The 8,466-nt window shown below is 66.5% G+C and carries 4 protein-coding genes; 3 read left to right on the plus strand and 1 reads right to left on the minus strand.

What is annotated here, in order from left to right; all coding sequences use genetic code 11:
- Nucleotides 1-182: 182 nt before the first annotated feature.
- Nucleotides 183-2,726 carry a DUF5060 domain-containing protein gene (locus AAGA68_26890; GenBank protein ID MEM9388697.1) on the plus strand — a complete coding sequence of 848 codons (2,544 nt, stop codon included), beginning with the start codon at nucleotides 183-185 and terminating at the stop codon, nucleotides 2,724-2,726.
- 174 nt (nucleotides 2,727-2,900) lie between these two features.
- Complete coding sequence (locus AAGA68_26895) at nucleotides 2,901-4,733, plus strand: sialidase family protein (protein ID MEM9388698.1); 1,833 nt, start codon at nucleotides 2,901-2,903, stop codon at nucleotides 4,731-4,733.
- A gap of 58 nt (nucleotides 4,734-4,791) precedes the next feature.
- Here the strand turns inward: AAGA68_26895 and AAGA68_26900 are convergent, their stop codons facing one another.
- Nucleotides 4,792-6,492, minus strand: coding sequence for an ATP-binding protein (locus AAGA68_26900; GenBank protein ID MEM9388699.1), 1,701 nt, complete (start codon nucleotides 6,490-6,492; stop codon nucleotides 4,792-4,794).
- 286 nt (nucleotides 6,493-6,778) lie between these two features.
- Between AAGA68_26900 and AAGA68_26905 the strand changes: the two genes are divergently transcribed.
- Nucleotides 6,779-8,284, plus strand: coding sequence for a hypothetical protein (locus tag AAGA68_26905; GenBank protein ID MEM9388700.1), 1,506 nt, complete (start codon nucleotides 6,779-6,781; stop codon nucleotides 8,282-8,284).
- Nucleotides 8,285-8,466 lie beyond the last annotated feature (182 nt).

An 8,466-nucleotide genomic window follows, 5' to 3' on the forward strand; every position in this document is an offset into this window, starting at 1 on the left:
CCGCCCCCGCCCCTGCCATCGCCTTGGGAAGCTGCCTTGTTGGCGATGAGTGCGTTGAGCGTCCTGACCAGCGGTCGACCCCCGAGGGTGGCGCCAAATGGCGTCGTCGCCGGGTAGGGACATCATGATTTTTGACGCGTCATGGCTATGCTCGGGATCTGCCTTATCACCGGGAGATGGTCATGATTCAGCTCAAGCGCGCCACCGTCATCACTCACCTAATGCGTTGCGCAGGTGCTCTCGCGATCGGCCTGCTGGCGTTGGGCGCGACCCCTTCGTACGCCGCCCAGATCAGCGGCTCCCAAATCACCTGGCATCCCCTAACGGTGGACTTTGCTGGTCCCCAAGCGAACGAACGCGACGAATCCCCGAATCCCTTCCTCGACTACCGCTTGACTGTCGAGTGGACGGGCCCAGGCGGCGAGAGTGTCTCCGTACCGGGCTTCTTTGCCGGCGACGGCAACGGTGGCGCCACCGGGGATGTGTGGCGCGTGCGCTTCGCCCCGCAGGTGCCGGGCACCTGGCAGTACGTGGCGCGCTTTCGGAGCGGCGATGAAGTGGCGATCTCCCTCGACCCGCAGGCGGGTGAGGCCACTGGGCCCGACGGCGAGACCGGCACCGTCGAGATCGCCCCCATCGATCCGCAAGCCAGCGGGTTCCTGCCCTGGGGGCGTCTGGAGTACGTGGGCGAGCACTACCCGAAGTTCCGCGACGGGCCTTACTGGTTGAAGGGCGGCGTCGACAGCCCCGAGAACTTTCTCGGCTACGCGGGCTTCCACAACACGGAAGATCAAGGCGGCATCAACTCGGGCTTCCTTCACGAGTACGCGCCCCATCGCCAGGACTTTCGCCCCGGCGACCCCGAGTTCACCAATGAGCAGACCGGGATCGACAGCGAGGGCATTATCGGCGCCCTGAACTATCTGGCGAGCGCGAAGGTGAACTCGATCTACTTCCTGCCGATGAACCTGGGAGGCGATGGGCAGGAGACCTACCCCTTCGTCGGGCCCGCTAACGAGCGCTTCGACAAGACCCACTACGATATCCGCAAGCTCTACGAGTGGAACCTGGTGCTCAACCACGCCCAGGAGCAGGGCATCGCCCCACACTTCGTGCTGGCGGAGACCGAATCGCCCAACGAGCAGTGGTTGGACGACGGTGCGCTCGGCGTGGAGCGCAAGCTCTATTTCCGCGAACTCATTGCGCGCTTCGCCTATCTGCTGACCGGCAAGTGGAATCTCTCCGAGGAGAACGACTACAGCGTGTCACAGCTGCGCGAGTTCGCCGACTACCTTCGCGCCCTGGATTGGTCCGGCAAGCTCATTACGGTCCACACGAAACCGAACAACTTTCGTGACTACGAGGAGATCGTGGGTGACGAGCGCTTCGATGCCACGTCTATCCAGTACGCAACAGACCAGGCGGGCGATCATGTACAGACCTGGCGCGCAAATTCTGCGGCGGTAGGGCGCCCCTGGATTCTCGATATGGATGAGAACAACCCGGCAGGGTCGGGCCTCAACGATGGCAACGCCGAGGACCTTCGCAAGCGCGTGCTCTACGACGTGTACTTCTCCGGTGGCGCCATCGAGTGGTACTTCGGTTATCACGATCTGCCCTTGGGCGGCGACATGCGCACGGAGGACTTCCGCACGCGCGCCGAGATGTACGACTACATGTGGTTTGCCCGCCGCTTTCTCCAAGAGCAGGTGCCGTTTTGGGAGATGGCACCAAACGACGGGTTGCTCACAGGCGAGGCCGATGCCTTTGGGGGTGGCGAAGTGCTCGCCAAGGCTGGTGACGCCTATGCGATCTATTTGCCCGATGCGAACCCGGCGGGCTCTCTGGATCTGACCGCCGTGGCCGGGAGCTTCGTGCGCCGTTGGTACAACCCGGTGAGCGGTGAGTTCGCTGGCGACCCACTCACCCTGCTCGGCGGCGGGCCTGCTTCCCTGGGGGCCCCGCCCTCACGCGCCGATGAGGATTGGGTGGCCCTGGTGCTGCGTGATGACGACGCGCCGCCGCCGCCGCCGCCGAACTTCAACGTTGTGGAGCTGGCGCTGATCGATGCGGATCTCGATCAACCGATCGCCGGCCAGGATCCTCTCGTCGACGGCACCACCTTGAACCTCGCGACGCTCCCCACGCGAAACCTCAACGTGCTGGCGCGCACCGACGGTGAGGTCGCCAGCGTGCGCTTCCTCCTCGACGGTGCCGTGTTCTCCACCGAGAACGTCGCCCCCTACGCCCTGGCGGGGGATAGCAACGGCGACTTCAACGCGTGGACCCCCGCGCTCGGCGAACTGACCATCACGGCCACGGCCTACGCTGCGCAAGGCGCCGGCGGGGAGGCGGGCGGCAGCGTGATGATCACCGTGAACGTGGTGGACGAAGTGCCGCCTCCGCCCGTATTCACCCTCGCGGCCCCGGCCCCCGGTGAAGCCGGCGTGGTGAACGAATGGGAGACCCTGGACGGCTCTCCAGGCGGGGTGAGCCTGATCTTCGCTGCCGGCAACGAAGGGGCTACCCCGATCGTGGTGGGGAACTGCGAGGTGACCCTGGGATTGGCGTCGCAGCGGCGCCTGGCGGGTGCGCAGGCGGACGCGGACGGGCGCGCTGTGGCGACGCGCCTGTTGCCGGCTGGCTTGGCCGGAAGAACCCTGTACTTCCAGGCGCTCGACCTGCAAAGCTGCACCTTGAGCAACGTTGCCGATACGACGTTGTAACGGGGGGTCGGCCCTCGATAGGTCGCCCGCTATCGAATGGTGCTGTGTGCATGGAGGCAGCGGCGAGATTGCTGCACACTGCCCTCGCCACGAGGCACGGCCAGGCGAATGAGAGTTCGCCTGGTCGTGCCGCGTTATGGATAACGCCCATCACCTAGAGAGGCAGGATTCCTCATGACGATACCTAAGACAGCGTGCAAAACGCTGCTACTGCTGCCCTTGAGCATCGCACTCGCCGTCAACACCAGCGCCCACGCCCAGGAGCCCCAATCGGTCTACCGCGAAGCGCCCAACGACCCACCGGCCAAGGTGCGCGCGCAGGACGATCCCGCGGCTCGCACCGCGGCCCGCCGCATCGTCGGCGGCCCCTACGTTAGCGTGCAAGTTAACGTAGACGCTAACGGCATGAACATCGTGGGGGATGCGGCGAACGAGCCGTCGCTCACGGTGAGCGTCACAGACCCCGACAACATCGCCGTGGGTTGGCGTCAGTTCGACAGCATCAACTCGGACTTTCGACAGGCTGGCAACGGCTTCAGCTTCGATGGCGGACAGACCTGGACCGTGCCGAGCGTGCTGACGCCCGGCGTGTTTCGCTCCGATCCTGTCCTCGCAAGCTTGAGCGACGGTCGCCTGCTTTATCAAAGCCTGCAGGAGACCTTCGCCGTCGAGACCTTTACCTCGACCAACGGTGGCGTCTCCTACGGCCCGCCGATCCCGAGCTTCGGCGGCGACAAGAACTGGCTGGTCGTCGACGCCACGGGCGGCCTAGGCGATGGCCACGCCTACGGCATATGGCAGCGCTTCTTTGGCTGCTGTGGCAGCAACGTGCTGACCCGCTCCATCGACTCCAACGACACCTGGCAGTTCCCCGTGACCGTGGACCTGAGCCCCACCTTCGGCACCATGGCTGTGGGCCCGGACGGTACGCTGTACGCGGCGGGCATCGACGGTACCTTCACCCAGGACCTCGGCCAGTTTGTCGTCTCCCGCTCGAGCGATGCGCAGAACCCAGCGGTCACCCCCACCTTCAGCGGTGAGCGCGTGGAAATGGGCGGCTCGATGGTGCTAGGTGTTGGCCCCAACCCAGGCGGTTTGTTGGGTCAGGCCAACGTCTTCGTCGATCGTTCCGACGGAGACACCCGCGGCCACGTGTACCTCCTGGCCTCGGTGAACCCACCTGGGTCTGATCCTCTCGACGTCAACATCATCCGCAGCACCGACGGCGGCGAGAACTGGTCCGACCCCGTGCGCGTAAACAACGACAGCGGTACGGGCTACCAGTGGATGGCGGCGGGCGATGTGGCCCTCGACGGGCGCATCGACGTGCTCTGGGCGGACACGCGCAACAGCGGCCAGGAGAATATCTCCGAGATCTTCTACGCCTGGTCCTACGATGGCGGTGAAACCTGGCAGGGCAACGAGCCCATCACGCCGGCGTGGGATTCCTTCGTCGGCTTCCCGCGCCAGAGCAAGATCGGCGACTACTACCAGGTGGTCTCTGGCCGCGAGGATGCGAGCGCCGTTTACTCGGCCACCTTCAACGGCGAGCAGGATGTCTACTACGTGCGCCTGTTCCCGGACTGTAATGACAACGGCCGCTCGGACGTCACGGACATCGACACCGGTGACAGCCAAGACGTCGATGGCTCCGGCGTACCGGATGAGTGTGAGGGCATCGGCGGTGGCTTCGTGCTCAGCGAGCCGTCACCGGGCATCGCGGGCCAGGCGAACGACTTCGCCGTGAGTGGAGCCAGTGCGGATCGGGCGGTCCTGTACTACATCGGCGCGCCCGCCGGTACGACGCCGGCTATCGGCACCTGCGCCGGTGAGTTGATCGAGCTCGGCAACGCACGGCTGATCGGCTTCGCTCGAGCAGACGCTGCCGGCGATGCGGTGCTCAGCCGCGAGGTGCCGGCGGGGCTCAGCGGCCGTACGCTCGGGCTGCAGGCTATCGAACTCGGTAACTGCACCCTATCGAACGAGCTGCTGTTCAGCTTCGACTGACCCTTTAGGCCAGCAAGGCGGTTCGACGCTAGCGCAGGGCGCTGGCAGTCGGACCGCCTCAGGCGGCTTCGCGGGTAGCGCTCTGGGGGAGGCGAATCGTCAGGCGCGTCCACGCGCCGTGTTCGCTCTCGAGGTCGAGCGTGCCCTCGTGCTCTTCGGTCACGATGCGATGGGCGATCGACAGGCCCTGTCCGGTGCCCTCGCCCAGCTCGCGGGTGGTGAAGAAGGGGTTGATCACCCGATCCAGATTCTCCGGCGCGATACCGCAGCCCGTGTCCTCGATCACCAGCTCCGCCTGCTGCTCGCCCTGGCGAGTGCTGATACGGATCGTGCCCTCACCCTTATCCGCCACCGCTTGGGCGGCGTTGCGCAAGAGGTTGAGTAGCGCTTGGTGGATCGCCGAGGGGTCGCAGGGCGTGTGCTGCAGCTCCTGGTCCAGGTTGACGGCAAGCTCTGCTGTGGGAGGGCATTCACCGCGGGCCAACATCGCCACGTTCTCGATCAGCTCGTTGAGGTCGGTGGGCGCGCGATCGCTCGGATCCACGGGATCGGTCAGCCGACTCATGGCGCCGACGATCTTCTTGATATGGCGCATGCCGTCCAGCGATTGCTCGATCGCGGGGGCGTACTCGTCTAGGTAGTACTGCAGGTCGTCATCGCGCTCGCCTTCGGGCAGCGCGGCGCGCAGGCCCTTGCCCATGGCGTCGCATGCCTCCTGCAGGAACTCCAGATTGTCGATCACGTACTGGGAGGGCGTGTTCACTTCGTGGGCGACGGCGAACGCAAGCTGGCCGACGGCCTCCAAGCGCTCGGCTACGCGCAGCCGGTTGGCGACGTGATCACGCTCGGTTTCGGCCTGGCGAATCTCCGTGAGGTCGAACAGGGTCACCATCAGCGCCTCACCGGAGGAGCTGCGCGCCGGGCGGGGGTTGAGATACATGCGCGCCGGAAACTTATGCTCCACGCTGACCAAGCACTCGGTGTCTGTCGTCGAGCGCACGCCGCTGTCCAGGGCGAGGACGATCTGCTGCAGGGCGTGGTCCCGGCGATCGCGCGTGATCAACGACACGAGGGGCTGGCCTACGATGGCGGTGCGCTCCACATCGAAGCGGTTGAGCAGGAAGCTGTTGACGTCGGTAATGATGCCGTTGCTGTCCGCGCAGAGCAGCGCAACGGGGGTTTCGTCGTAGAGTCGTCGGAAGCGCTCGCGGCTGGCCCGGACGGCGCGCTTGACGCTGTAGAACTCGGTCATGTCGATGGCGGCGCCCTCCACGCGCCGATCCTCGGCCACGTCGGGCGCGGCCAGGCGCACGTAGAGAATCACATCCTTGGCCTCGCCGTCGCTGGTGAAGACCGTCTCCTTGGTGCGCATGCCGCCGGCACGATTGCGACGCGTGAGTCGGCGCGTGCTCACCGCGACAGGCTCGGCTAAGTTCAGGGTCGAGAAATCGTCCGCCTCATGGCCGCTCAACCTAAGGAATTCGCGAAGTGCGGCGTTGGTTTGCGTGATCTCCCCGGCCACGGTCGCGCGGAACATGGGCATGGCGCTCAGCTGAAAGGTGTCGTCGCCCCGAGGGGGAGGAGAGGGAGATCTGCGCGCGAGGGCAAGGGCGCTCAGGGTCCCGAGTGTCGCGACCAGGGCGATGGCGAGGACGACGATGGCGCCGTCGAGCCACCGGTAACACGCGCCGATCGCCAGCCCCTGGGCGGTCAGCAGTAGGGTCGCGAGGAGGCCGGTTGGAACGGCGCGGGTCGTCATTCGGGTGGGCTCCAGCTACGCGTCTTGCCTGCCGTGCAGGCGCTCGTGTTCGGCGGTTGGACGTTCCCAGGCGCCAACCGTCGGCCTCGAGAGGATCGCACTGCACCGTCCGCCTTTCCGTGTGTCGAGTCACAGGCTCCCGGACTGGGGGGAGGTAGGCGGCCTCCGATCGTGAGACACACCGCGCATTGGCAACGTTTGCGGTACCCTGTTTCGCCACAAATCTCGACGCCACGGAAGACGACCCATCAGCGCTCAATCCCCCGCTGCCCGCGAAGAACAGGGCGTGCAGTTCGCCGTCAACGCCGAGGGCAAGCGCAGCACCACGGCGATCAGTCAGCACGTGCTCGCCAGCGCCGTTCAGGCAGCGGATCCCCGCGCTGCCGCCGCCATCCGTGCCGAAGCTGACTGGCGCAAGCACTACGATCGCCACTTTTTGGCGATGGTCCGTGCGGGCGTCGAGCGGTCCGAGGAGGCGATGATCGCCATGGCCACGCGCGGCCTCGAGGCGGTGCACGGAGCCTTCGAGTTTTTGCGCGATGAGCACCAGGTGGCCCCCCGGGTGGCGCTCGAGCGCTACGCCCAGGGCAGCCTGCGCACGGGGGAGCTGCGGGGCGAGGGCACGCTGCAGCGCGAGCTGGCGGTGCCCTATCGCCAGCAGGTCCTGCGCGGCGACGCCCTGCGGCATCAGATCGATCGCTGGCGCAGCGAAGGCGCGCTCGAACCCAGCGCCGCCGAGGCCTTGCACGCGGTGTGCGTGCATCAGCGAGAGTGGCTGGATCTGCGCGATGAGCAAGTCGCACTGCTGGGCGCCGGTGCGGAGCTTGGACCCTTCGAGTGTCTGAGCGCTTGGGGCGCTGACCTGGTGGCCGTCGACCTCGATCGCTCGACGATCTGGCGGCGCTTGTTTTCGCTCGCTCGGCGCGGCGCCGGCAGACTGCGCTTTCCCCTGCGCGGGGAGGTGGCTGCGGACGCGGACGAGCAGACCCTGGCGCAAGCGGCGGGGGTAGACCTGTTGCTCATGACACCAGAAGTGGGCAGATGGTTGTCGGCGCTCGAAGGGCCGCTGTGCGTGGGCGCCTACGGTTACATGCACGGGCGCGATCACGTGCGCCTCGAGGTGGCGATGGATGCGCTGATGGAGCACCTCACCGCAAAGCGCCTGGACGTGTCCCTGGCCTTCCTGTTGACACCGTCGGATGTGTTCGCCGTCCCGGCCGAAGCGGCGCAGGCTGCCCGTGCGCGCTACGCTGGCCAGGGGGTGCGTGGCCTGTGGCGCAAGCCCCTGCATGCGCTCACGGGCGGGCGCTTGTACGTGCCTAACGTGGCGGACGATGTGTGCACGCCGAGCGGCCAGGCCTACGGCCTGTACGACGGCATCGTGCCCGCCCAAGGCCCCAACTACGCGCTAGCCAAGCACATTCAAAAGTGGCGCGCTCTGCATGCACGTGCCCAGGGCGTGCGGGTGTCTGCGAACGTGGCGCCGTCCACGGCCACAGCGTCGGTGCTCGCGCGCCGCGCCTTCGGCGCAGCGTTCGCCGGCGCCGCGCACTACGGGGTGGAGATTTTTGCACCGTCCACGAGCAACGCCATCATGGCCGCCCTCCTGGTGCACGATCTTCGCGCCACGGACACGGCTGCCGATCCTGCCGTGGAGCTGTCTCACCCATCGGCGCTGTTCACCGAGCAAGCGGTGCACGGGGGCTTGTGGCGGATCGGTGTGCAGCTACGTTCGGTGCTGGAGATCGCCGCCCTGCGCGGCATGCTGGCGCCGTCGCCAGCGCGCGGCTGAGCTCCAGGCGCGAGCGGTACGGGCTAGGGCGAGGCGCTAGTGTCCTGAGTTAGAAGTTCGTTGATGACTTCGCGGCACCTTTTCGCCCCTGAACACGTTGCTCCTCCTCCCGTGGGACCTGCCACGCTCGTCGTCGCGCCGCGCTCAGGGACAACAACTCGCGTGCGAATTCATCAACGAAC

The sequence above is a fragment of the Pseudomonadota bacterium genome (genome assembly GCA_039193195.1).
GTDB lineage: Bacteria > Pseudomonadota > Gammaproteobacteria > Steroidobacterales > JBCBZW01 > JBCBZW01.

Bases quoted from the DNA above. Each gene is read 5' to 3' on its own strand.
- AAGA68_26890 (MEM9388697.1), top strand. From the start codon at position 183: ATGATTCAGCTCAAGCGCGCCACCGTCATCACTCACCTAATGCGTTGC.
- AAGA68_26895 (MEM9388698.1), top strand. From the start codon at position 2,901: ATGACGATACCTAAGACAGCGTGCAAAACGCTGCTACTGCTGCCCTTG.
- AAGA68_26900 (MEM9388699.1), bottom strand. From the start codon at position 6,492: ATGACGACCCGCGCCGTTCCAACCGGCCTCCTCGCGACCCTACTGCTG.